The sequence below is a fragment of the Halobellus ruber genome (genome assembly GCF_014212355.1).
In the GTDB taxonomy this organism is placed as follows: Archaea; Halobacteriota; Halobacteria; order Halobacteriales; family Haloferacaceae; genus Haloquadratum; species Haloquadratum rubrum.
In genome coordinates, this window is sequence record NZ_JACKXD010000001.1 from 748,920 (window position 1) to 770,365 (window position 21,446).

Consider the following 21,446-nt stretch of genomic DNA (forward strand, 5'->3'; position numbering starts at 1 on the left):
GCGGCGGCGGATGCGACCTCCGACGCGCCCCCGACGGACGCGGCCGACGCCGAGGCCGACACGGAGACCGATCCGGCCACGGACGCGGAGACCGGTTCGACGCCCGAGGACACGGGGTCCGGGCCGACCTCCGCGGCGGAGCCCGACCCGGAAGCCGTCCCGGATCCCGCGGGCGACTCCGCCCCGGAGTGACGCCGGAGTCGGGTCCGGTGGCTCAAAGACCCCTTTGTTCCTCCGGCGTTACTTTGATCTGGGGTCCCGTAGCCGGACCCGGGATGGTCTCGAAACGAACGCTCTCGATGGCTGCACTCGCCGTGCTCGTGGTCCTCGCCGGCTGCGGCGGCGCCGGCAGCGCGGGCGGCGGGGGCGGCGACGGCGGCGCGGGGTACGAACAGGCAACTGGCGTCGAGGCCGAGGCGACGGCCGCTCCGACCCGGGAACCGGCCGCGAAGGTGGACAGCGGCGGCTCCGCCGGCGACGGGGGTGGCGCCGCGATCAGGGACGACCGCGCAATCATCCGCACCGGTACCGTCGTCGTCGAGGTCGACGACTTCTCGTCGGCGCGGTCGAACCTGACCACCTCGGTCGAGGAGTACGGCGGCTACGTGAGCGACAGCCGCCAGAACCGCCGGGAGATCGACAACGAAACCTGGATCCGCGGGGAGGTGGTCCTCCGCGTCCCCAGCGAGAACTTCGACGCCCTCGTCGACGACGCGCGGGCGCTCGGCGAGGTCGAATCCATCGAGACCAACTCGCGGGACGTGACCGACCAACTGGTCGACATCGAGGCGCGCCTGGAGAACCTCCGCGCCGAGCGCGACCGGCTCCGGACGCTCTACGACCGCGCCAACACCACCGAGGACGTCCTCGCAGTGCAGCGTGAACTCTCCGACGTTCAACAGGAGATCGAACGGCTGGAGGCGAGACAGCAGTCCCTGCAGAACCAGGTTGCGTTCTCGACGTTGACGGTCCGGCTGGAGGAGCCGCGGCCGACGCCCGACCGTGTCGCGCCCGACCGGTGGTACGACACGCCGATCCTCTCGGCGCTGCTGCAGTCGATCGACGGCGTCGCAGTCGTCGCTCGCGCGCTGGTGGTCGGGTTCGCGTACGCGCTGCCGTACCTCGTCGCCTTCGGGATCCCGGTCGCGCTCGTTGGCGGCGCCCTGCTGCGGTACGGCCGCCGGTTCCGTCGGGGCGGTCGGGAGCCGGAGTGATCGCGTGAGCAGCGGTCAGGACTCGTTGCCGTCGTCCGCGTCCCCGTCGTCGCTGCCGCCCTCGCTCACGGTCACCTGCGCCTCCCGGATCACCGACCCGGCCATCTCGTAACCCGGGCGGTAGACCTCGGCGACGGTCCCCTCCGGTTGGTCGGCGTCGACGCGCATCAACACCTCGTGACGGGTCGGGTCGACGTCCGCCCCGATTTCGGGGCTGATCTCCGAGACGTTCTCCTCGGCGAGGATCCGGTCGAACTCCTCGACGGTGGACTCGACGCCCGGCCGGATGTCGGCGCCCTCCTCCTGCTCGAGCGCCCGGACGAGGTTATCGCGGACGCTCACGATGCGCCCGACGAAGTCCTCGGTCGCGCGCTCCCGGATCTCCTCCTCGCGGCGCTTCGCGCGCTTCTTGTAGTTCTTGAAGTCGGCCTTCGAGCGGGCGAGGGCGTCCTCCAACTCATCGATCCGTTCGTCCTTCGCTTCGAGTTCGGATTCGGCCTCGGCGAGCCGTGACTCAACCGCCGCGACCTCCCCGGCCAGGTCCGCGTCGTACTCCTCGACCCGGGACGCGAGGTCGGTGTCGTCTGCGGGGGATCCCGCGGACTCGTCTGTGTCCTCCGGGGTCGTTGCTGCCTCCTCGTCGCCGACCTGCCCGTCCTGGTCGACGTCGCTGTCGGTCCCGTCCGGCGTTGCGTCGTCGTCGGCTGTCGCGGGGTTCGCTCGGCGCTCGGAGGACTCTTCGCTCATATCCGCCCCTCGGGCGGGACGCGTCTTAAACGTGAAGAAACGGGCCCGGCGCCCCCGACGAATGCGGCCGCCGGGTGCTGCGGTGACCGTTGCGGCTACTGGTACATCCCGATCGGCCGCGCCTGCGTGCTCTCTTCGCCTGCGTCCTGCATCCGCTTTGCGAGCCGCTCTTTGGCCTGGCGGATCTGCTCGGTCCGTTCGACCAGGTGATCGACGGGCACGTCGACGCCCGTGAGCGGTTCGATCCCGTCTTTGATCAGCACGCGGGCCGCCTCCGGATCCGGGAACCGCGGGTCCGACTCGACGACGAGGCCGACGGCGGTTCGGCCGGTCTCGACGGCGTCGCTCAGGAGTACCCCGGTCGGCCCGGAAACCAGTCCGGCCTCGTCGGGCGCGTCGATGCCGGCCTCGGACACGGCGTCGACGCCCGACCCGACTCCGAGACCGTACAGCGCCGGCGGCGCATCCTCCTTCTCCTCGGGGATCCCCGAAAGGTAGATCGGCGTCACCGAACTGTCGTCGTACCATCCGGCGAGACACGCCGCGAGTTGTTCGGCCGCCTCAGGACCCACCGGCACATCGCTCTGGAGCACCAGAAGGTCGTGGTCGGCGTCCGCGTAGATCCGGACGGGCGGCTGGAGTTCGGCGTCGCCATCCCGGTAGACCGCGACCTTCGGGAGCGAGTCGCAGTAGACGTTCGCGTGGTGGGTCATATCGAACTCCCCGACCAGGTGGTCGGCGGCGATCTTCCCCACGAGCCCGACGCCCGGGAACCCCTCGATCAGCGATGGATCCGTCAGGTCGACGTCCTCCTGCACCGCGACGTTTGTCATACCCTGTGGTACGACGACGGCGGTAGTAAAACTGCGGGCATCGACACTACCGACCCGGTTGCCCGCGGATCCGACCGCGCTCCGGTTCCCACCGGGGTGTCTGCAGCCGCGAGTTCAGTCACACGCAGAGTTATCCGATCGGTGCCCGATTGATGGTGTGTGAAGCGTCAATCAGGACTCGGGCTGTCGATGCTCCTTGTGAGCCTCTGGATGGGTCGGACCGCCCTCGCCGAGTCCGGCGTGGTATCGCCGGCGATGGGTGTTGCCGCGGTGATTACGGCGAGTCTCGGAACCGGGCTGGTCTCGGGAATCTACGACCCGGACGCCATCGCTGATGAAGAACTGGACCCGACCGCGCGCCGTCTCCTCGTGGCGTCGCTTCTGGTGGGCGGGGCGGCCGCGCTCGTGCTCTTCGCCCTCACATACACCTGATGCTGTCGGCTAAACTACGTGAAGGGTTTCCACACCCCCGGGGTGTCGAAATCCGTCACGCGACCATAGCCGACAGTATGAGTCTACGGCACCGCTCCGTAGCCGACGGGACCAGCGGGGACGCCCCGAACACGCCGGAACCGACACCCACAAACGCCCGCACCGGGTTGCGATTCGTATATGCAGCCACCCCAGCGGTACGCGTCGCTGGTCGACGACCCCGACGCGTTCCAGGCGGCCTGTGAACGGCCGCTCCCGTCGGTCGTCCGCGTCAACACCCTGAAGACGACGGCCGAGCGCGCACGCGACGCGCTCGACGCCCAGGGCGTCGGCTACGAGGCGACCGACTGGCACCCGGGCGTGCTGAAACTCCACGAACGCGGCCCCGGCACCTCCTGGCCGTACTTCCACGGGTGGCTCCACGGCCAGGAGGAGGTCTCGACGCTGCCCGCGCTGGCGCTCGATCCACAACCCGGGGAAGCCGTCTGGGACGCCTGCGCCGCGCCGGGGAGCAAGGCCACCCAGCTCGCGGCGTTGATGGACGACGAGGGGGTCGTGATCGGCAACGACAACAACCTCGGGCGGCTGTCGGCGCTGCGGCACAACGCCGAACGGCTCGGGGTCACCAACCTCGCGGTCACCAACCAGGACGCCCGGAACTTCTCGCTGAAACCGTTCGGGGACCGGACCCGGGAGGAAAAGCGGATCGAGCAGTTCGACCGCGCGCTGGTCGACGCGCCGTGTTCGTGTGAGGGGACGATCCGGAAGAACCCCGACGCCTTCGAGGAGTGGTCGCTGGGCCACGTCGAGGGCGTCGCGGGCGTCCAGAAGGGAATCCTACGCCGCGCGGTCGACGCCACCCGGCCCGGCGGGACGGTGGTTTACGCCACGTGTACGTTCGCGCCCGAGGAGAACGAGGCCGTCCTGGATCACGTCCTCGGCGGCGGCGACTGCGAACTCCGGGCGTGGGAGCCGCCCGCGGGCTTCGGGACTGACCCCGGCGTCACCGAGTGGCAGGGCGACACGTACGACCCGTCGGTCGAACTCGCCCACCGCGTCTACCCGCACCGCAACGACACCGGCGGGTTCTTCTGCGCCAAACTGGAGGTGACGGTGTGAGCGATCCCGACGACGGCTCCGGGGACGGCGACTCGGAACCCGAAAGCGACGGCACGCCCCCCGAGAACGACAGCCACCGGTTCGACCGGCTGCCGGCGACGGCCGACGACCGGGTGGTTCCCGGCCGGCCCACTCGAAAGGAGGTCATCGAGTGGTGGGACGACCGGTACGGGATTCCGCCGGCGACGTGGGACGACCACACCTTCTGGGAGCGGGGCAACGGCAAAGTCTGGGCGTTCGCGGGCGACGTTCCCTCCCCGGTCGACGCCGAGGGGCTGGGACTGCGGATCCTCCGTGCCCGCCAGGAGCACTGGAAGCCCTCAACCAACGCCGTCCAGCGGTTCGGTCCGGCGGCGACCCGGAACGTCGTCGTCCTCGACCGCGAGGAGGCCGCCCGGTTCGCCCGCGGCGACGATCAGGACCTCCCGCGGTGGGACGGCGACTGGGGGTACGTGATCACCGCTCACGAGATCGCGGGCGGAATCGAGCCGGTCGGCGTCGGGCTGTACCTCCACGGCGAACTCCGCTCGACCGTTCCGAAGGGGCGGCGCGAGAACCTGGAGTCGTAGCTCCGAGCGGTCACTTTTCGGCGAGCGTCCCGCCGCCGAGCCCCTCCCACTCGACCCGGTAGTCCAGCCGCGACAGGGTCGCGGAGGCGTCGTCGATGCCGTACCCCTCGAGGACCGATTCCGCCGCCGACAGCGACAGTCCCGCGTCGAGTTCAGCGTCGACGGCGTCGAGCACGGCGGGTCGGATCAGCGTTCGGCCGACCCGCTCGTGGTCGGGGAACGCTACCGATTCGAGGGCGTCGACGCTCACGCCGTGGTCGGCCGCCAGCGATTCGAGCCCGATCACGTCGGCCTCGGGGACGAGTTCGGCCGGCAGCGACGCCGCGGCCGCTTCCACTAAATCGTCCTCGTACGCCCGGAGTGCGTCGACGACGTCTTTCACCCGCACCCGACCACTGTAGGTGACCACGCGGTGGTCGAGGTCCGCGATCTCCTCGCCGACACCGAGGGATTCGTCGACCGCGACGAGCAGTTCGATGTCGTCGTCGATGCTCCCGAACTGGTCGAGTTTCTTCTCGACGTACGCCGGGGTCCAGAAGCCCATCACCTCGAAGAAGACGCGGAGCGCCGGGGCGTCGGGTGCAGTTCCGCCGGGTCGGTAGTCGAACGCGAAATCGGGGATCATCGCGCGGGCGCCGGCGGCGAGCGCCTCCGGCTCCCGCGAGAGTTCCCAGTCGAGGTTCAGGTTCGCGAAGCGCCGGGCGAAGTCGGCCTCGACCCCGCTGTCGTAGGTCGGCTCCGCGACCGGTTCGACCCCCGGAACCGACACGTCATCGGGGCCGAGGTGGAGTTCGCGGTCGGTCCCGCGGTCGTCGATCGTCGCTTCGAGCGACCACTCCGGCGCCTCGGCGAGGCTTCGGAGCAACCGTGCGAAGGCGGTTCCGTACCGCCGCGTCCGCCGGAAGAGCGCGTCGGGGCCGGTGACGACGAGTTCCCGCTCCGCCCCGTCGCCACGCCGTCGGATCTCGTAGAGCAGGCCGAGCCGCTTGACCGCCGACACCAGTCGCTTTGGGTCCGAGCTCCGGATCCGGACCTCGGTCGCGTCGAACAGCACGGTCTGCGCCAGCGAGAGGTTGTACTGTTCGAGCAACTCGTCGGGATCCCACCGCGGGTCGAACGACGACAGCACCTCGTTGACATCGCGGTCGGCGTACAGCGACGCCTCCACGGCGTCGACGTCGGTCCCGAGCCGGTCGGCCGCGGTCGCGAGCGCGGCCGCCCTGTCGCCGTCGTCGACGACGCCCCCGACCGACTCGGCGGCCTCGAAGACCGTCCGCCGGACGCGCTCGGGTGGCAGCGCCGCGCGCGTCTCGAAGGTGGCGTCCCGCTCCAGCAGCGCGGCGAACCCCCGAACTAGCTTGAAGTCGTCGGCGTCGGCCTCCAGATCTTCCAGCGCCGCGTCGAGTCGGCCCCGCGGCTCGTCGACGTGGCCCTGGAAGACGCCGATCGCCCGGGCCGCGAGCGGGCGGTGGCTCCGGTCGGCGAACTGCGGGTGGTAGCCGCCGCCCGCCCGAGAAACGCGGAGGAGGTCCTTCCGGAGCACGACCGGGGATACGGTCCGGCGGCCAAAGAGTGCCGGGGGGCCCAGCTTCGGGACGCACTCCGACCGAAAAGCCGATACCCGCCGCCGGCCGTTGGCCGGACGATGCGGCGACGCACCGCGATCCGCGGCTGTCTGGCGGGGGCGGCGACGGCACTCGCCGGTTGCGTCGGGCGACTCCCGCGAGCGACGGGGCCGCGGAACCCGCCGGACGCGCCGGCCGACCAGCCCAGACGGACGCCGGACCGCCCCGCTCTGACGGTCGCCACCTTCGATTTCGAGGCCGACGACGACGGCAGACTCCGGGTGTTTGGAACGGTCGAGAACCGCGGCGACGCCCGCCGGATCGGGACCGTCCGCGTCGCGGTCGACGTCGACGGCGAGGCGTTCGTCCGGGAGATATCGGTCACTGTCGACAGCGGCGCCACGGCCGAGTGGGCCGTCAGCTTCGACGTTGCGTACGACCGCTTCGCAAGCGGTGGCGGGATCAGCGTCTCAGTCGACTGATCGATCCCCCGGTGCCGTTCCGACTCACAGCGTCACCGCCGCCTGTCCGCGACGCGCTCCTCGGCGGTCTCTTCGCTCACGACCTCGTAGAGCAGCGCCCGGCCGCCGTCGGCTTTCGGCCGGAGGATACGGCCCAGCCGCTGGGTGAACTCCCGTTCCGACCCCGACCCCGCGAGGACGACCGCGACGTTTGCGTCGGGGACGTCGACGCCCTCGTCGAGGACGTTCGCGGTCACGACCCGCGAGTAGGTGCCCTCGCGGAAGCGTTCCAGGATCTCCCGCCGTTCGGCGGCTCCCGTCTCGCTCGTGATCGCCGGCAGGAGGTACCGCTCGGAGAGCCGGTAGACGAGGTCGGTGTGGGCGGTGAACACGATCACGCGGTCCTCGCGGTGACGGTCGAGCAGGCGCCCCAACCGCTCGACTTTCGCGTCGGCGTTCATCATGATCCGCCGCGCGCGCTGCTTCGCTAACAGCGCCTCCCGCGCTTCGGGATCGGTGCCCGACCGCATCACCAGCTTCCGGTAGTCGGAACCGCTCCGCAGCGAGAGGTTCGACCGCTTCAGGTAGTCGACGAACGTGCCCTGTGCCTCCTCGTAGGCCGCCCGCTCCTCGGGATCGAGCGCGACCTCGACCCGCCGGATCTCGTAGTCGGCGAGGTGCTCGCCCGCGAGGTCGTCGACGTCCGCCGAGTACACCTTCGGCCCCACCAACTCTGCGACGACCTCGTGGGCGCCGTCGGGGCGCTCGAAGGTCGCCGTCAGCCCCAATCGCGCGGGCGCCGCGACCAGGCGGGCGGCGTCGCGGTACCCCTCCCCGCCGAGGTGGTGGACCTCGTCGAACACCACGAACCCGAAGTCGCCGCCGACGTCCTCGGCGCGCAGATACGCCGAGTCGTACGTCGAGACCGTGATCGGCCCCCCGGTCTGCTCGCCGCCGCCGAACTGGCCGACAGCCACGTCGAACTCCGTCTCCAGCTCGCGGCGCCACTGGTCGAGCAGATCGATCGTCGGCACGACGACAAGCGTCGGGACGCCGAGCGCGGCGATGGCGTCGACCGCGAGGACGGTCTTGCCGGCCCCGGTCGGGAGTTCGACGACGCCGCGATCGCCCTGCTCGCGCCACGACGAAACCGCCTCCTCCTGGTACGGCCGGAGGTCGTACGCGTGTGACAGCGACAGGCGCTCGGCGTCCGGGCTGGCGACCCGATCCTCGAACTCCACCCCGCGGTCCGCGAGCGCGTCGCGGAGGTCGGCGTACCGCCAGGCGGGCGCGCGGGCGACGAGCCCCCGGTCGTCCCACGCCGCGCCCGGCAGCGACGCGACGGTCGCGTCCGACTCGTCGAGCCCCTCGAGCCGGATCGTGCCGTCCTCGTACCGCAGGGTGAGCACGGTGGACGGTGGGCGGGCGTCACATATATACTTCCGCCCGCGTGGATCGCGAGAGGGGTCGAACCGCTCCAGTGTGACGGCGGACTTTTCACCGTCGCCGGGGAAGCCGACCTGTGACCGACGAACCCCACACCACCGATTCCGAGGCCCAGCCGCTCGGCGCGGTCGTCTCGGGCGTCCTCGACGACATCGACGCCGCCTACGACGACTACGAGCGCGGGTACACCGACGCCGACGCGACCCTCTCCGTGGTGATGAACCACGTCGAACGGCTGCGGGAGGCGACGGAGTGACGCCGCTGCTCCCGCGACGGCGGAAGCAAGACCTAACCCGGTGGCCCACTCCTCCACGGGTATGACGAAGTTCTCCGAGCGCGTCGAGGAAGTGTCGATCAGCGGGATCCGCGAGGTGTTCGAGGCCGCCGGCGAGGACGCGATCAACCTCGGGCTCGGCCAACCGGACTTCGCGGCCCCGGCCCACGCCCGCGAGGCGGCCGCGGCGGCGATTCGCGAGGGCCTCGCCGACGGCTACACCGAAAACAAGGGGATGGAATCCCTCCGGGAGGCCGTCGCCGACAAGCACGCCCGCGACCAGGGCGTCGACGTCGACCCCGCGGACGTGATCGCCACCGCCGGCGGGTCGGAGGCGCTCCACATCGTGATGGAGGCTCACCTCGACCCCGGCGACGAGGTGTTGATCCCGGATCCAGGGTTCGTCTCCTACGACGCCCTGACGCGGCTCGCGGGCGGGACGCCCGTTCCGGTCCCGCTCCGCGACGACCTCACGCTCGATCCCGCGGCGGTCGAGGCCGCGATCACCGACGACACCGCGGCGTTCGTCCTCAACAGCCCCGGCAACCCCACCGGCGCGGTGTCGCCGCCCGAGGACGTCCGCGAGTTCGCCCGGATCGCCGACGACCACGACGTGCTCTGCATCTCCGACGAGGTTTACGAGTACACGGTCTTCGACGGCGAGTTCCGGTCGCCGCTGGAGTTCGCCGACCGCGACAACGTCGTGGTCGTCAACTCCGCGTCGAAGCTCTACTCGATGACGGGGTGGCGGCTCGGGTGGGTCACGGCCGCGCCCGACCGGATCGAGCGGATGCTCCGCGTCCACCAGTACGCCCAGGCGTGCGCGGCCGCGCCCTCGCAGTTCGCCGCGGAGGCGGCGCTCACCGGCCCGCAGGACCTCGTGACCGAGATGACCGACTCCTTCCGGCGGCGACGCGACCTCGTCGTCGAGGGGCTCTGCGACATCGGCCTCGACGTGCCGACGCCCGGCGGCGCGTTCTACTGTATGCCCGAAGTTCCCGAGGGGTTCGTCGACGAGTGCCTGGAGCGCGGCGTGATCGTCGTTCCGGGGGAAGCGTTCGGCGAGGGCGGCCGCGGGAAGGCGCGGCTCTCGTATGCGACCGACGAGGCGTCCCTGGAGGAAGCGCTCGAAATTATGGCCGACGCCTACGACGCGGTGACGGACTGACAGTCGTCGCTCAGTTCGCGGTACTCACGACTTTCACGACGTCGCCCTCCTCGAGTTCGTGGTCCTCGCCGATCCGGCGGTCCGACCGCGCGTCGACCGCGTGGAGGTAGCCGTCGCCGATGTCGGAGTGGACGGCGTAGGCGAGGTCCTTCGGCGTCGACCCCCGAGACAGGAGAACGGCGTCGGGGAGGGTCTCCCCGCTCCCGTCAGTCCACCGGGTCTCGTTTTGAACGGGGTAGACGGTGATCATATCGAGGGTGTCGTAGACCGCAGCGTCGATGGCGGCTTGGACGCCGGTACCGTCGTTCCCGGTCATCACCTCGCGGATCGTTTCGAGGCCGTCGCGTTGGGCGTCGGAGAGGTCGCCTTCCACGTCGAAGTCCGGATCGCCCGGGTGGTACTCGATCACGCCGGCGTCGGCGGCGGTCCGCAAGGCGAGTTCGCCGTCGGCGGTCGCCGCCACCACCGGTACGTCGGTCCCCTCGCGCAGTCGGTCGACGTTGCCCTCCGGTGCGACATCCGCCTTGTTCGCGACCAGGACGATCGGTTTCGTACGGTCGCGGACGTCCCGCGCCAGCCGTTCGCGGTCGTCGTCGGTCCACTGCTGGGGGTCCTCGGGGTACTCCACCGCCCGCAGCGACGCCGCGACGTCGTAGACGGTGGCGCCGAACCCGGTCAACATCTCGGTGAGGGCGTCGTCGATGTCGAAGTCCGGCGACCGGGACTTTCGGACGACGGTTTCCCAGTTCTTCTCGATGATCCCCGCGAGCCACTGTTCGAGTTCCTCCTCGACGAAATCGGCCTCCTCGAGCGGATCGAAGGCGCCGACCTCGAGGGGTTCGCCCTCGGCGTCGGTCTCCCCGGCGGCGTCGACCACCGAGAGGATGGCGTCGGCGTCGGTCAGGGCGTCGAGGAACTGGTTGCCCAGGCCGCGGCCCTCGTGGGCGCCGGGGACCAACCCGGCGACGTCGAGGAGTTCGACCGGCACGTACCGGATGCCGTCCTCGCAGTTGCCGCACCGTTCCTCGCGGTCGAGACACGGACACCGGGCCCGGGCGTGGGTCACGCCGCGGTTCGGGTCGATGGTGGTGAACGGGTAGTTTCCCACGTCGACGTCGGCCATCGTCGCCGCCTTGTAGAAGGTAGACTTGCCCGCGTTGGGTTTCCCCGCGAGCGCCAGGGAGAGCATACCGGAAGGACGGCCGACGGCGGGAAGTACGTTTCCGTCCGCGGCGCCGTCGGCACCCCCGTCGCCGACTGTGACGAGGGCCTCACCCCCCCGCGAGCTTCCGTTCCCGCCCGGACTTCCGCGTCCGAACCCGCTCGCGAAGGTCGACACAGACCGACAGCAGCGGGTACTCGTCGTCGAACTCCCCGTAGAGGTAGGTCGGCACGTCCGGCGCCGCCGTCGGCAGCGCGAACGACCGCCGCTGGCGGATGATCGCCCGCTGGCGATCGGCCGCGAACTGGTCGATCTCCTCCTCCAAGCGGTCGAGCCGACGCCACTCGGCTTCGAGCGCGCCGAACCCCTGGGTGGACGGCGGATCGGGGTCGAACTCGGGGAGTTCCGACCGGATCTCCCGAACCCCGCCTCCGACCGCCTCGACGGACTCGACCTCGGTTTCGAGTATTTCGAGGAACCGCTCCCGCTCGGCCCGGCACTGCTGGGCCTTCTCCGTTACCATCCGTTTGAGATGCGGGTGGAGACACGGGCCCTCGGTCAGTGCGACGCCGATCTCGGGGCCGAACTCCTCGACGACGCTCTGCCGGTAGGTGTCTCCGTACTCCTCGTCGTAGTGCGTGACTGACATCACGGTATCCTCGTACGCCGATCTGACCGCATCGAGGCCGGCACCGCCGCTGCGACGGTCGAACGCGTCGAGGCCGGCGGCGGGCGCGGGCCGACCCGGATCGACGGACCCGAGACGGTCCAGAAACGCGTCGAAGGCGTCCATCTCCTCGGTGACGGCGCGCCGTTCCGCGTCGAGACGCGACTGGAGGGCGTCGACGACCGACCGCGATGCCGTCCCCGTCCGAACGGCCGTAGTGGACATAGATGCCGTTCCGCCCGAAGCGGTGGTAAACGCTTATAATAGGCCTCCGGAGACGGTGGAACCGGTATTGATCGATACGGAGGAACTTGTAGCGCTCACGGTCGTCGCTGCGGGCGACCGGCAGGGTCCCCTCCCTACGACTCCTCGGCGATCCGCTCCTCGGCGATCTCGTCGATCCTGTCGGCGAGTTCGGCGGCGTCGGTCTCGGTCAGTTCGACGTCCGCGGTCACCTCGTCGACGAGTTCGAGCGTCTGGACCCGTTCCCTGATGGCGTGTCTGGCGATCTCGTCCCAGTCGACGGTCGGGTGCCTCTCCATCTGCCGTTTCAGGTCCGCGTCCACCTCGACGGTGATCCTTGGCATACTACCACACACTGTAGCGGAGGATCCTGACTCTTTTGCCGGTTCCGACGAACTGGGTCTCCTGCGGCCCGGTCGCTGTCGATGCGAACGGCTTCCGGGTGGCTTACACGAGGGACTCGTAGACGATGCCCTCGCGGCGGGTCACGATCCGACGCCCGTCGACGACGACCGGGGTCGACATCCCGTCGAACTCGCCGTCGAGGTCGGCGAACTCCGGCCAGTCGGTGACCACGAGGGCTGCGTCGGCGCCGTCCAAGGCGGCAGCCGCGGAGTCGGCGTAGTCGATGTCGGGGTACCGTGCCCGGAAGTTGTCGGTCGCGACGGGGTCGTAGCCGACGATCTCCGATCCCGCCGCCGACAGCGCCTCCACGAGCGGGATCGCTCTGGAGTTCCGGATGTCGTCGGTCCCGGGCTTGAACGCGAGACCGAGCACCGCCACCCGCGCGCCGGCCGGGTCGACGTACTCCCGGAGGCGTTCCAAGAGCCGCACGGGCTGGCGGTCGTTCACCTCGACGGCGGCCTCCAGCATCGCCGGTTCGTAGCCCACGTCGCGGGCGGCCGCGATGATCGCGGCGACGTCCTTGGGGAAACAGCTTCCGCCCCAGCCGACGCCCGCGCCGAGGAACGCGGAGCCGATGCGGTGGTCGAGCCCGATCGCCGAAAGCACCGCTTCGGAGTCGATGTCGTACTCCTTGCAGATGTTGGCGATGTCGTTGGCCAGCGAGATCTTCGCCGCCAGAAAGCCGTTGTTGGCGTACTTGATCATCTCGGCTTCCGCGATCCCGGTCTCGATCACCGGCGGGTCGTCGGCCCCCTCAACCAGCGGATCGAAGGTGCTCCGGAGTGACTCCCGTGCCCGGTCGGTCCCGGCACCCAGCACGACCTTGTCGGGATCGAGGAAGTCCGCGACCGCGCTTCCCTCGCGGAGGAACTCGGGATTCATCCCCACGTGGAGGTCCTCGCCGACCGTCATCCCCGACTCCTCGGCGACGATGGGTGCGATGGTTTCTTCGGTGGTGGTCGGAACCACCGTGCTCTTTGTCACCACCACGTGGGAGCCGTCGATCTCGCCGAGCGCCGCGCCGAGCGACCGCGCGCCCGCCTTCATAACCGAGAGGTCGATGTGGCCGTCCTCCTCGGCGGGCGTCGGGAGCGCGAGGAACGTCACGTCGGTGTCCCGCACCGCGGCGTAGTCGGTCGTAGCGCGGAGCCGTTCGCCGGCGTGTTCGGCGACCAACTCCTCCAGGCCGGGTTCGTGGATCGGCGGGCGGCCGTCGTTGAGCGACGCGACGATCCCCTCGTCGATGTCGACGTTGACGACGTCGTGGCCGACGTCCGCAAAGCACGCCGCGATCGTCGTCCCGACGTAGCCGCTGCCGACGATGCTGATCCGCTTAGCCGATTGCACGCCGGCCGTCGGTTTCAATTTTCGCGTCAGACTGTAGGTACTGTTTAGTTAGGAGTGAGGTCGGTGAGAACGGGAGGGATACAACCTTGGAAGCCCCCGCGCTCTCGACTCGATGGCCTCGCCGCGCTCCTCGTCGCTCACTCCGTTCACTCCTGCGGTGCTCGCGTCACCCGTCTTCGTCGAGAGCGCGGCCCCTTCCAGTCCCGCCCGGAGGTGGTTTCGCGGCCGGTTTTCGCTCAACTAAACACGACCAGACTGTACGGTGAAAGCGAAAGCCCGGAGTAGGGGGCCGCCGAACGGGGGTGTATGTCGAACGAGCGCGACCGGTCGGGCGACGCCGACGATCCCCCGGAGCGGGCGGTCGCGGGGGGGGCCGGGCACACCGCGTGGCTCGTCGTCTACCTCAAGGGCCTGTGTATGGGCGCCGCCGACGCCGTCCCGGGCGTCTCCGGCGGGACGATCGCCCTCATCACCGGGATCTACGAGCGGCTGATCGCCGCGATCACCGCGGTCTCCCCCGACAGGCTGCTGGCGGTCGCGCTCGGCCCGCTCCCGGGGCGCCGCGCCGACGCGGCCGACGCGCTCCGGGCGGTCGACGCCGGCTTCCTCACCGTCCTCGTGGCCGGCGTATTCACCGCGATCCTGACCGTCACGCGGGTCGTCCACGTCGGGATCGAGTCGGCGCCGGTTGTCACGTTCGGGTTCTTCTTCGGCCTCATCGCGGCCTCGGCGTGGGTGCTGTTCTCGGAGGTCGCCCTCGACACGCCGGGCCGCGTCGTCGCCGTCGTCGCCGGCTTCTCGCTGGCGTTCGTCGTCTCGGGGGAGGCCGCCGCGGCGCTGGGCCGGAGCCTCCCCGTCACCGTCGTCGCCGGCGCGATCGCGGTGAGCGCGATGATCCTCCCGGGGATCTCGGGGTCGCTGTTCCTCATCATCCTCGGACAGTACACCTACCTCACGGGGACGCTGTCGGCCTTCGTCGATGCCCTGTTCGCGGCCGCGACCGGCGGCCCGATCGCCCCGATCGTGGAGTACGGAACCGTCGTCGTCGCGTTCGTCGCCGGCGCGCTCGTCGGACTGTTCTCCGTGGCTCACGCGGTCAGGTGGGCGCTCGACCGCGACCGCGCGACGACGCTCGCGTTCCTGGTGGCGTTGATCGTCGGGGCGCTCCGCGCGCCGGTGGTTCGGACGAGCGAACAACTGGCCGAACTCGGCCGGGGCTGGACTCCGACCGCGGTCGTGACGTTCGCGGCCGCCGCCGCCATCGGCGCGGTCCTGGTGGTACTCCTGGAACGCTACACCGGCCTCGATATCGACGGCGGGCCCTGACCGGTCAGAGTGAGACGGTGCGACGAGATCCTCCGAGCGGGCTCCTACCGACGCCTGCCCTCACTCCCGCGGGACCGCGATGTTCACGAGCGCATCGCTCCCGCAGTTCCCGCAGACGCCGTTCGTCTCCCCGCGGGCGCCACACTCGACGCACTCGTAGTAGCCGTCCCCGGGGTGGTACGGGTCGACCTCGCCGTTGTACATTGTCATACAGCTACTAGCGACATATGTAGTAATAATTGTTTCTCCCGCCGTATCGAAACATATCGACAGTTACCGTACGGAGTGTACGACGAGTGTGGCTTTCGGTCGTTATCGCACGGCGGTGTGGAGGAACGTCTCGAAACGGGTCGCGGCGTCGACGGTCCGGAAGCCGGCGGCCTCGAAGGCCTCGACCGCGTCCGCCAGTCCGAACCGCTCGTCGACCGGCGGGCCGTCGGTCCCGGTGCCGTCCCGCGACCAATCGAGGGTGACCACGCGACCGCCCGGCCGGATCACGCGGGCGAGTTCAGCGATTGCGGCGTCGGAAGCGAACTCGTGGTACGTCATCGTCGAGACCGCGGCGTCGAGTTCGTCGTCCTCGAACGGCAGCGACGACGCCTCCGCGGTCACGAACTCGACGTTGTCCGGCACCCCTTTCTCGCGGTAGCGATCGTGCATCTCCGCTTGGACGTCGACCGCGTACATCCGCCCGACGTACGGTGCGAACTCGTCGGTGTAGAAGCCGGTCCCGCTGCCGACGTCCGCGACGACTTCCTCGCCGCCGGGAGCGAGCGCACTCAGCAGCTCCTCTCGGGACCCGAACCGATAGCGGTCCGTCTCCTCGAGGTCGTCGGCGCGGTCGATCGAGAACGTGTGGAATCCCATACCGCTTCTCCGACGGGTAGCGGGTAAAACACTTCGCCGCGGGAGTCAGGATTAACACCTTCCGTCGCCGAGAGCCGTATATGTACCCGGAACTCCGAACCCCCGACGAACGGTCGTGTGAACTGTGCGGCCGCGCCGAGGTCTGGGACGAGGACGCGGGCACCTGGCGCGTCGCCCCGGGCGACGACGACCCGCCCGTCGGGAGCCTCTACTGCATCCACGAGTGGGACATCAACGGCTCGTTCGTGCCCTTCGCGGAGCGCCGCGAGACGGTCGAGGGGTAGGCGGCAGCGGTTCGTCCACCGGGAACTGCCCCCGCCCGATCACAGCGAGTCCAGCACCGAGGCCGTGCCGTCGAAGTACGACCCCTCGACGACGGCGTCGGCGGCCTCCCGGGCCGCGTCGTCGGCGTTGGCGACGGCGAAGGAGCGCCCCGCGACCTCGAACATCGACGCGTCGTTGATGCTGTCGCCGACGGCCACGAACTCCGCGGGGTCGAGATCCAGGGTGTCGGCGACGGCTCTCAGCCCGACCCCCTTCTCGACGCCCGGCGTCTTGAGGTGGTAGGCGTAGCCGGTGTCGAACACTTCGAGGTCGTACTCCGCGGCGACCGACCGCAGCAGCCCCAAGTCCGCGGAGACGCTGGCGGCGATCTCGGTCTCCCGCCAGTTGTTGATCGAATCAAACCCCGACCACTCCAGGTCGCCGCCGCGCTCCTCGAAGGTGGCGACCGCCTCGGCGGCGCGCTCCGGATCGCCCTGGTAGGAGACCTCCCCGTCGGCGAGGACGACGCCGCCGTTCTCCGCGATCACCGTCTCGTCGATCTGCAGGAAGTGACAGAGGGTCACCGGGTAGGGAAACGCCTTCCCCGTGGCGAGCACGAGCGGTGCCTCCCACTCCGGAAGGTACTCGAAGATTCGGGGGTCGAGGCGGCCTGACCCGTCGGTGAGCGTCCCGTCGATGTCGAGCACGAGCGGCGGCGTTGCTGCGGTCATCGACGCGGATTCGCGGGCGACGGGCAAAGACCCTACGACTGCGCCGGAGCCTGCCGCGATGCCCCCGCCGACGCCGTTGGCCGGGTCCGGAGCCGACAGTACAACCGGATGGGGCCGACAGCCGAAAGTTATCCACGCCGCCAGACGCTACTGTAAAGTACGTGCTGGCCGAATGGCGAACAACAGATGAGCAACGCGCCGAGCGTCCTCGTGATCGGCGGGGGATCCACCGGCTGTGGCATCGTGCGGGACCTCGCGATGCGCGGCCTCGACGTCACCTTGGTCGAGAAGGGGAACCTCACCCACGGCACGACCGGGCGGATGCACGGCCTGCTCCACAGCGGCGGCCGGTATGCGGTCTCCGATCAATCGTCCGCACGGGAGTGCATCGCGGAGAACCGCGTGCTCCGCCGGATCGCGACCCACTGCGTCGAGATGACCGGCGGGCTGTTCGTTCAGCGCCCCGAGGACACGGACGAGTACTTCGAGCGGAAGCTGGAGGGGTGCCGGGAGTGCGGCATTCCCGCGGAGGTCCTCTCCGCCGAGGAGGCCCGCGAGATCGAGCCCCACCTCGCGGCCGATATCGAGCGGGCGATCCGGGTGCCCGACGGCGCCGTCGACCCGTTCAGACTCTGCGTCGCCAACGCCGCCGACGCCGTCGACCACGGCGCGCGCGTCGAGACGCACGCGGAGGTCACGGACGTCCTCGTCGAGGACGGCGAGGTCGTCGGGGTCGAAGTCGAACACGCCGCCGGCGAGGGGCCGTTCGTCCACGGCGAGGCCGGCGAGCGCGAGGAGATCTACGCCGACCACGTGATCAACGCCACCGGCGCGTGGGCCGGACAGATCGGCGAGATGGCGGGCGTCGACGTGGCGGTCCGGCCCTCGAAGGGCGTGATGACGATCATGAACGTCCGGCAGGTCGACACCGTGATCAACCGGTGCAAGCCGAAGGGCGACGCCGACATCGTCGTCCCCCACGAGACGACCTGCATCCTGGGGACGACGGACGTCGAGGTCGACGATCCCGAGGACTACCCCGAGGAGGGGTGGGAGGTGGATCTGATGATCGACACCCTCTCGGAACTGGTGCCGATGCTCTCGGAGGCCCGGACCATCCGCTCCTTCTGGGGCGTCCGCCCGCTGTACGAGCCCCCCGAGGTCGGCAGCGACGACCCGACCGACATCACGCGGGACTTCTTCCTGCTCGATCACGACGACCGCGATGACCTCCCCGGCCTGACCTCGATCGTCGGCGGGAAGCTGACCACCTACCGGCTTATGGCCGAGAGGATCGCCGATCACGTCTGTGATCGCCTCGGTGTCGACGCCGAGTGCCGGACCGCCGAGGAGCCGCTGCCGGGCTCCGAGGACTTCTCGGTGCTGCGGGACTGGATGGACGAGTTCGGGCTCCGGTCGCCGGTCGGCCGTCGGAGCGCCGAACGCCTCGGCTCGCGGATCGACGAGGTGATCGGCGAGTGGGACGGCCCCAACCCCACCGTGTGTGAGTGCGAGGCCGTCACCCGCGCGGAGATCCACGATGCCATCGACGGCGCGGGCTCGGAACTCAACGCGGTGCGGCTCCGGACCCGCGCGTCGATGGGGAACTGCCAGGGCGCGTTCTGCTGTCACCGGATGGCGAACGAACTCGTCCCCGAGTACGACGAGGCCGTCGCCCGCGACGCCTTAGACGACCTCTACCAGGAGCGCTGGACGGGCGAGCGCCACGCGCTGTGGGGCCAGCAGCTCTCACAGGCGATGTTGAAACACCTGCTCCACGCGACGACGATGAACCGCGACGCCGACCCGGCGGCGAGCGACGAACCGGTCGACTTCGGGGCGTTCGACGCGGGACCGGGGACGGTCTCGACCGCCGACGACGGCCGGGAATCCGGCGTCACGACCGACGATGCGGTCGCCGACGGCGGCACCTCCGGAGGGTCCGATGCCGATTCGTGACGACGTCGTCGTGATCGGCGGCGGTCTCGCGGGGTCGATGGCGGCGCTTTCGGCCGCCGAGTCGGGCGCGGGGGTCCGGCTGATCTCCCACAAGAAGAGCACGCTCCGGCAGGCCAGCGGCCTGATCGACGTCCTCGGCGCGGTCGACGGCGACGCGCCGATCGCCGACCCCTTCGCCGCGCTCGACCGACTCCCCGAGGAACACCCCTACCGGGTCGTCGGCGCCGAGGGGATCCGCGAGGGGCTCCGGCGGTTCGACGACGTGGTCGGCGACCGGTATCTGGGGAGCCACACCGACCGCAACGCCCTCGTTCCCACCCACGGCGGGACGATCAAGCCGACCGCGCGGTACCCCGTCTCGGTCGCGCCCGGGCTGGCGAGCGCCGCCGAGGACACCCTGCTCGTCGGGTTCCGCGGGCTGACCGACTTCGACCCCGTCGCGGCCGCGGCCCACCTCGAAGCGGCGGGGGTTCCGTTCGACGTCGACGGCGCGGTCGTGGAGTTTCCGATACAGTTCCGCGACGACGCCCGGACCACCCGATTCGCAAAGGCCATAGACGAGGATCAGGAGGACGTCCGCGACCGCCTAGCCGGGACCGTCGCCGCCGGGATCGACGGCCACGACCGGGTCGGGTTCCCCGCGATGCTGGGTGACGACCACGGGACGGCGGTCCGCGAGTATCTTGAGGATCGGCTGGGCGTCGCGGTCTTCCAGATCCCGACCGGCCCGCCCAGCCTGCTCGGGATGCAGCTCGAGGACCAACTGATCGACGCCCTGGAACGGGCGGAGGTCCGACTCTCGACCGGGAACCCCGCGGTGGGGTACGAGGCCGAGGACGGCCGGCTCACCGCAGTGACCGTGGACCGCCGCGGCCAGGAAGTCCCGTACCACGCGACGGAGTTCGTGCTCGCCACGGGCGGGCTCGTCGGGAAGGGGATCGATTCGGACCGCGAGTCAGTCTCCGAGCCGCTGTTCGGCTGTCACGTTCCCCACCCGGAGGACCGCTACGAGTGGTCCGAGTCCGAGGCGTTCGGCGACCACGCGTTCGCGCGGTTCGGGGTCGTCCCCGACGACGACCTCCGGCCGACCGACGCCGACAGTGCGGTCCACTTCCCGAACCTCCGGGCCGCCGGCGGCGTTCTCGGTGGCGCCGACGTCGCCCGGGAGAAGTCCGCCGCCGGCGTCTCGATCGCGACCGGGACGTACGCCGGCCGCCGGGCCGGCGAGGAGGTAGCACAATGAGTGACGCTGAATTCCCACAATCGACGGAGCCGACGGTACAGGACGATTTCGAGCCGGTTTCGGTGTTCGAGGACGGGGAGATGGACCTCCGGCCGGGCGCGGACAACTGTTATAAGTGTTCGGTCTGCGACACCACCTGCCCGGTCGCGGAGGTCGACGACGACTTCCCCGGGCCGAAGTTCCAGGGCCCCGAGCAGTGGCGGCTCAAACGGAAGGACGACGTCGAGGTCGACGACTCGATCATGTCCTGCTCGAACTGTATGCGGTGCGACGACGCCTGCCCCTCCGGGGTGCCGCTGAGCCAGATGCACAACACCGCCCGGGGAGAGTACGTCGACGAGCAGATGAGCAAGCTCTCCCGGGAGTACGTCCGGAATCGAATTCTCGCGAACTACGGCACGCTCGCCCGCCTCGGGAGCAAGGTGCCGCGGCTCACCAACCTCGTGATGGGCAACTCCCTGGTGCAGAGACTCAACGAGAAACTGCTCGGGATCACTGCAGAGCGCGACTTCCCCGCGTTCGCGACCCGGACGTTCCGGGAGTGGTGGCGCGAGCGGGGCGGGCCGCAGGTCCAATCCGAGGACAAGCGCGTCGCGTACTTCCACGGCTGTTACTCCAATTACAACACCCCCGAGGTCGGCAAAGCGATGGTTCGCGTCTTCGAGGAGTTCGGCTACGAGGTCGTCGTCCCCCGCCAGCGGTGCTCCGGGACGCCGATGTTCGCAAACGGGATGCTCGACGACGCCGAGCGCGCGGCGTCGGTGAACGTCTCCGAACTCTCGGACCTGCTGGAGGAGGGCTACGACGTCATCGCGTCCTGTACCTCGTGTTCGATGTCGCTCCGCCAGGAGTACCCTGAACTGTTCCAGCTATCCGGGATCGAGGAGGTCGCCGCGAACACCTACGAGTCCCTGGAGTACCTCCGGATCCACGAGGACCTGGACGGCGCACTCGCCGACGCCGCCGTCGACGAGCAAGCCTTCGCGTACCACGCGCCGTGTCACGCCCGGAACCAGGGGCTGGATCGGCAGGCGGTCGAGCTGTTCCGCGAGGTCGACGGCGTCGAGATGGAGGACGTCGGCGACTCGTGTTCGGGCATCTCCGGGACCTACGGGTGGAAAGAGGAGAAGTACGAGACCTCGATGAAGATCGGCGAGGACATGTTCGAGCATATGCACGACGCCGCGGGCGAGGTCGGGATGACCGAGTGCCCGACCTGCTCGATGCAGATGGAACACGGCACGGGCTACGAGATCAAACACCCGCTGCAACTGTTGGAGGAGGCGCTCTGTTAGGGAAGCCCGGTCGACTCAATCACTCAGAAGCGGATATTTCCCACAGCTAATCGCTCAATACAGACGAACGCTACGTCACGCCTACTTCATAAATATATATCAACTGTCA

General features: G+C 69.7%; 23 protein-coding genes. 12 read left to right on the forward strand and 11 right to left on the reverse strand.

Annotated elements, in window-relative coordinates:
- Window positions 1–275 precede the first annotated feature (275 nt).
- A complete protein-coding gene (locus H5V44_RS03895) occupies window positions 276–1,214 on the forward strand; it encodes a DUF4349 domain-containing protein (protein WP_185191799.1) in 939 nt (312 codons plus the stop codon).
- Window positions 1,215–1,229: 15 nt separating this feature from the next.
- Here H5V44_RS03895 and H5V44_RS03900 read toward each other — a convergent pair whose 3' ends face one another.
- Window positions 1,230–1,961, reverse strand: coding sequence for a nucleotide exchange factor GrpE (locus H5V44_RS03900; RefSeq protein WP_185191800.1), 732 nt, complete (start codon window positions 1,959–1,961; stop codon window positions 1,230–1,232).
- A 95-nt stretch (window positions 1,962–2,056) separates the two neighbouring features.
- Window positions 2,057–2,794, reverse strand: coding sequence for a proteasome assembly chaperone family protein (locus H5V44_RS03905; RefSeq protein WP_185191801.1), 738 nt, complete (start codon window positions 2,792–2,794; stop codon window positions 2,057–2,059).
- 159 nt (window positions 2,795–2,953) lie between these two features.
- Here H5V44_RS03905 and H5V44_RS03910 point away from each other — a divergent pair, with 159 nt between their 5' ends.
- From H5V44_RS03910 to H5V44_RS03920, 3 genes are all read left to right on the forward strand, one after another.
- Window positions 2,954–3,226: a hypothetical protein gene (locus tag H5V44_RS03910; RefSeq protein ID WP_185191802.1), complete on the forward strand. Its 273-nt coding sequence runs from the start codon at window positions 2,954–2,956 to the stop codon at window positions 3,224–3,226.
- 180 nt (window positions 3,227–3,406) lie between these two features.
- Entirely contained in the window at window positions 3,407–4,345 is a 939-nt protein-coding gene (locus H5V44_RS03915) for an RsmB/NOP family class I SAM-dependent RNA methyltransferase (RefSeq protein WP_185191803.1), read from the forward strand.
- Window positions 4,342–4,914 (forward strand): DUF7122 family protein, encoded by a 573-nt coding sequence (locus H5V44_RS03920; RefSeq protein WP_185191804.1) that lies wholly within the window; start codon window positions 4,342–4,344, stop codon window positions 4,912–4,914. Before H5V44_RS03915 ends, H5V44_RS03920 begins: the two co-directional genes overlap by 4 nt.
- Before the next feature lie 10 nt (window positions 4,915–4,924).
- Here H5V44_RS03920 and H5V44_RS03925 read toward each other — a convergent pair whose 3' ends face one another.
- A complete protein-coding gene (locus tag H5V44_RS03925) occupies window positions 4,925–6,457 on the reverse strand; it encodes a DUF790 family protein (protein WP_185191805.1) in 1,533 nt (510 codons plus the stop codon).
- Window positions 6,458–6,559: 102 nt separating this feature from the next.
- Between H5V44_RS03925 and H5V44_RS03930 the strand changes: the two genes are divergently transcribed.
- Window positions 6,560–6,961 carry a transcriptional initiation protein Tat gene (locus tag H5V44_RS03930; RefSeq protein WP_185191806.1) on the forward strand — a complete coding sequence of 134 codons (402 nt, stop codon included), beginning with the start codon at window positions 6,560–6,562 and terminating at the stop codon, window positions 6,959–6,961.
- A gap of 32 nt (window positions 6,962–6,993) precedes the next feature.
- Here the strand turns inward: H5V44_RS03930 and H5V44_RS03935 are convergent, their stop codons facing one another.
- Complete coding sequence (locus H5V44_RS03935) at window positions 6,994–8,349, reverse strand: DEAD/DEAH box helicase family protein (RefSeq protein WP_185191807.1); 1,356 nt, start codon at window positions 8,347–8,349, stop codon at window positions 6,994–6,996.
- 113 nt (window positions 8,350–8,462) lie between these two features.
- On the opposite strand from H5V44_RS03935, the gene H5V44_RS03940 reads away from it, so the two are divergent.
- Complete coding sequence (locus H5V44_RS03940) at window positions 8,463–8,642, forward strand: hypothetical protein (RefSeq protein WP_185192042.1); 180 nt, start codon at window positions 8,463–8,465, stop codon at window positions 8,640–8,642.
- Window positions 8,643–8,703: 61 nt separating this feature from the next.
- Window positions 8,704–9,828: a pyridoxal phosphate-dependent aminotransferase gene (locus H5V44_RS03945; protein ID WP_185191808.1), complete on the forward strand. Its 1,125-nt coding sequence runs from the start codon at window positions 8,704–8,706 to the stop codon at window positions 9,826–9,828.
- Between the two features lie 10 nt (window positions 9,829–9,838).
- On the opposite strand, the gene H5V44_RS03950 is transcribed toward H5V44_RS03945, so the two are convergent.
- From H5V44_RS03950 to aglM, 4 genes are all read right to left on the reverse strand, one after another.
- Window positions 9,839–11,017 (reverse strand): redox-regulated ATPase YchF, encoded by a 1,179-nt coding sequence (locus tag H5V44_RS03950; protein WP_185191809.1) that lies wholly within the window; start codon window positions 11,015–11,017, stop codon window positions 9,839–9,841.
- A gap of 82 nt (window positions 11,018–11,099) precedes the next feature.
- Window positions 11,100–11,882, reverse strand: a complete 783-nt coding sequence (locus H5V44_RS03955) for a DUF7260 family protein (protein WP_185191810.1) — start codon at window positions 11,880–11,882, stop codon at window positions 11,100–11,102.
- 134 nt (window positions 11,883–12,016) lie between these two features.
- The gene (locus tag H5V44_RS03960; protein WP_185191811.1) at window positions 12,017–12,244 is read right to left on the reverse strand and encodes a hypothetical protein; all 228 of its coding nucleotides are present in this window, start codon (window positions 12,242–12,244) and stop codon (window positions 12,017–12,019) included.
- A 103-nt stretch (window positions 12,245–12,347) separates the two neighbouring features.
- Window positions 12,348–13,652: a UDP-glucose 6-dehydrogenase AglM gene (aglM, locus tag H5V44_RS03965; protein WP_343067674.1), complete on the reverse strand. Its 1,305-nt coding sequence runs from the start codon at window positions 13,650–13,652 to the stop codon at window positions 12,348–12,350.
- 417 nt (window positions 13,653–14,069) lie between these two features.
- Between aglM and H5V44_RS03970 the strand changes: the two genes are divergently transcribed.
- Window positions 14,070–14,978 carry a DUF368 domain-containing protein gene (locus tag H5V44_RS03970; RefSeq protein ID WP_185192025.1) on the forward strand — a complete coding sequence of 303 codons (909 nt, stop codon included), beginning with the start codon at window positions 14,070–14,072 and terminating at the stop codon, window positions 14,976–14,978.
- Between the two features lie 60 nt (window positions 14,979–15,038).
- Here H5V44_RS03970 and H5V44_RS03975 read toward each other — a convergent pair whose 3' ends face one another.
- Window positions 15,039–15,188 (reverse strand): DUF7129 domain-containing putative zinc-binding protein, encoded by a 150-nt coding sequence (locus H5V44_RS03975; protein WP_185191812.1) that lies wholly within the window; start codon window positions 15,186–15,188, stop codon window positions 15,039–15,041.
- 102 nt (window positions 15,189–15,290) lie between these two features.
- On the reverse strand, window positions 15,291–15,845 hold the full coding sequence (locus H5V44_RS03980) for a class I SAM-dependent methyltransferase (RefSeq protein WP_185191813.1): 555 nt from the start codon (window positions 15,843–15,845) through the stop codon (window positions 15,291–15,293).
- 80 nt (window positions 15,846–15,925) lie between these two features.
- On the opposite strand from H5V44_RS03980, the gene H5V44_RS03985 reads away from it, so the two are divergent.
- Entirely contained in the window at window positions 15,926–16,129 is a 204-nt protein-coding gene (locus H5V44_RS03985; RefSeq protein WP_185191814.1) for an HEWD family protein, read from the forward strand.
- Window positions 16,130–16,168: 39 nt separating this feature from the next.
- Here the strand turns inward: H5V44_RS03985 and H5V44_RS03990 are convergent, their stop codons facing one another.
- Window positions 16,169–16,840 carry a phosphoglycolate phosphatase gene (locus H5V44_RS03990; protein WP_185191815.1) on the reverse strand — a complete coding sequence of 224 codons (672 nt, stop codon included), beginning with the start codon at window positions 16,838–16,840 and terminating at the stop codon, window positions 16,169–16,171.
- A 186-nt stretch (window positions 16,841–17,026) separates the two neighbouring features.
- Between H5V44_RS03990 and glpA the strand changes: the two genes are divergently transcribed.
- Genes glpA through H5V44_RS04005 form a run of 3 tightly spaced genes read left to right on the forward strand, consistent with a single transcriptional unit; the run spans window position 17,027 to window position 21,337 of the window.
- Window positions 17,027–18,799, forward strand: a complete 1,773-nt coding sequence (gene glpA, locus H5V44_RS03995; RefSeq protein ID WP_185191816.1) for an anaerobic glycerol-3-phosphate dehydrogenase subunit GlpA — start codon at window positions 17,027–17,029, stop codon at window positions 18,797–18,799.
- On the forward strand, window positions 18,786–20,042 hold the full coding sequence (gene glpB, locus H5V44_RS04000) for a glycerol-3-phosphate dehydrogenase subunit GlpB (protein WP_185191817.1): 1,257 nt from the start codon (window positions 18,786–18,788) through the stop codon (window positions 20,040–20,042). The genes glpA and glpB overlap by 14 nt, the downstream gene beginning before the upstream one ends.
- A complete protein-coding gene (locus H5V44_RS04005; protein ID WP_185191818.1) occupies window positions 20,039–21,337 on the forward strand; it encodes an anaerobic glycerol-3-phosphate dehydrogenase subunit C in 1,299 nt (432 codons plus the stop codon). The genes glpB and H5V44_RS04005 overlap by 4 nt, the downstream gene beginning before the upstream one ends.
- The last annotated feature ends 109 nt before the right edge of the window (window positions 21,338–21,446 follow it).

What these genes read in the sequence shown, in the direction of transcription:
- H5V44_RS03975 (WP_185191812.1), bottom strand. Translation starts at nt 15,188, where the DNA reads ATGACAATGTACAACGGCGAGGTCGACCCGTACCACCCCGGGGACGGC.
- H5V44_RS03985 (WP_185191814.1), top strand. Translation starts at nt 15,926, where the DNA reads ATGTACCCGGAACTCCGAACCCCCGACGAACGGTCGTGTGAACTGTGC.
- H5V44_RS04005 (WP_185191818.1), top strand. Translation starts at nt 20,039, where the DNA reads ATGAGTGACGCTGAATTCCCACAATCGACGGAGCCGACGGTACAGGAC.
- H5V44_RS03895 (WP_185191799.1), top strand. Translation starts at nt 276, where the DNA reads ATGGTCTCGAAACGAACGCTCTCGATGGCTGCACTCGCCGTGCTCGTG.
- glpB (WP_185191817.1), top strand. Translation starts at nt 18,786, where the DNA reads ATGCCGATTCGTGACGACGTCGTCGTGATCGGCGGCGGTCTCGCGGGG.
- H5V44_RS03945 (WP_185191808.1), top strand. Translation starts at nt 8,704, where the DNA reads ATGACGAAGTTCTCCGAGCGCGTCGAGGAAGTGTCGATCAGCGGGATC.
- H5V44_RS03970 (WP_185192025.1), top strand. Translation starts at nt 14,070, where the DNA reads ATGGGCGCCGCCGACGCCGTCCCGGGCGTCTCCGGCGGGACGATCGCC.
- H5V44_RS03990 (WP_185191815.1), bottom strand. Translation starts at nt 16,840, where the DNA reads ATGACCGCAGCAACGCCGCCGCTCGTGCTCGACATCGACGGGACGCTC.
- H5V44_RS03955 (WP_185191810.1), bottom strand. Translation starts at nt 11,882, where the DNA reads ATGTCCACTACGGCCGTTCGGACGGGGACGGCATCGCGGTCGGTCGTC.
- H5V44_RS03950 (WP_185191809.1), bottom strand. Translation starts at nt 11,017, where the DNA reads ATGCTCTCCCTGGCGCTCGCGGGGAAACCCAACGCGGGCAAGTCTACC.
- H5V44_RS03980 (WP_185191813.1), bottom strand. Translation starts at nt 15,845, where the DNA reads ATGGGATTCCACACGTTCTCGATCGACCGCGCCGACGACCTCGAGGAG.
- H5V44_RS03905 (WP_185191801.1), bottom strand. Translation starts at nt 2,794, where the DNA reads ATGACAAACGTCGCGGTGCAGGAGGACGTCGACCTGACGGATCCATCG.
- H5V44_RS03960 (WP_185191811.1), bottom strand. Translation starts at nt 12,244, where the DNA reads ATGCCAAGGATCACCGTCGAGGTGGACGCGGACCTGAAACGGCAGATG.
- H5V44_RS03900 (WP_185191800.1), bottom strand. Translation starts at nt 1,961, where the DNA reads ATGAGCGAAGAGTCCTCCGAGCGCCGAGCGAACCCCGCGACAGCCGAC.
- H5V44_RS03915 (WP_185191803.1), top strand. Translation starts at nt 3,407, where the DNA reads ATGCAGCCACCCCAGCGGTACGCGTCGCTGGTCGACGACCCCGACGCG.
- H5V44_RS03930 (WP_185191806.1), top strand. Translation starts at nt 6,560, where the DNA reads ATGCGGCGACGCACCGCGATCCGCGGCTGTCTGGCGGGGGCGGCGACG.
- glpA (WP_185191816.1), top strand. Translation starts at nt 17,027, where the DNA reads ATGAGCAACGCGCCGAGCGTCCTCGTGATCGGCGGGGGATCCACCGGC.